Annotated in this window: 1 protein-coding gene; it reads right to left on the reverse strand. The window is 33.8% G+C overall.

Going from position 1 to position 385, the window contains the following annotated elements; genetic code table 11:
- On the reverse strand, window positions 1-385 hold a 385-nt coding region (locus Q4550_RS23265; protein ID WP_303536557.1), incomplete at both ends, for a penicillin-binding transpeptidase domain-containing protein.

A 385-nucleotide genomic window follows, 5' to 3' on the forward strand; every position in this document is an offset into this window, starting at 1 on the left:
TTTTTAACTATATCAAAGTACTTTTGATCAATATTCACAGTGTTCATTACTTTAGGTGTATACTGATATAAAATATTTTTTGAAAGCTCATCTCCATTATTAGCTTCATGCACTTCTTTGAGTAAATGTGCCTCCATCCTTTGTCCATCATTTGCTACGGTTGAAATGTATTGAACCATTTGAATAGGGGTATAAGTGTCAAACTGACCAATACTGAGATCAAGCAAATTACCTAATATATTACTATTCCCTTCATAACCAGTTGCTTCAGAAGGGATATCCACTCCGGTGCTTACTCCTAAACCAAATCGAGAAAACACATTCCTCATTTTTGAATAAGCTTCTATATCGAAAGCCCCGCCTTGATTTTTTTCATACTTATGAT

This window comes from Anaerobacillus sp. 1_MG-2023 (assembly GCF_030547345.1).
Lineage (GTDB): Bacteria > Bacillota > Bacilli > Bacillales > Guptibacillaceae > Guptibacillus > Guptibacillus hwajinpoensis_B.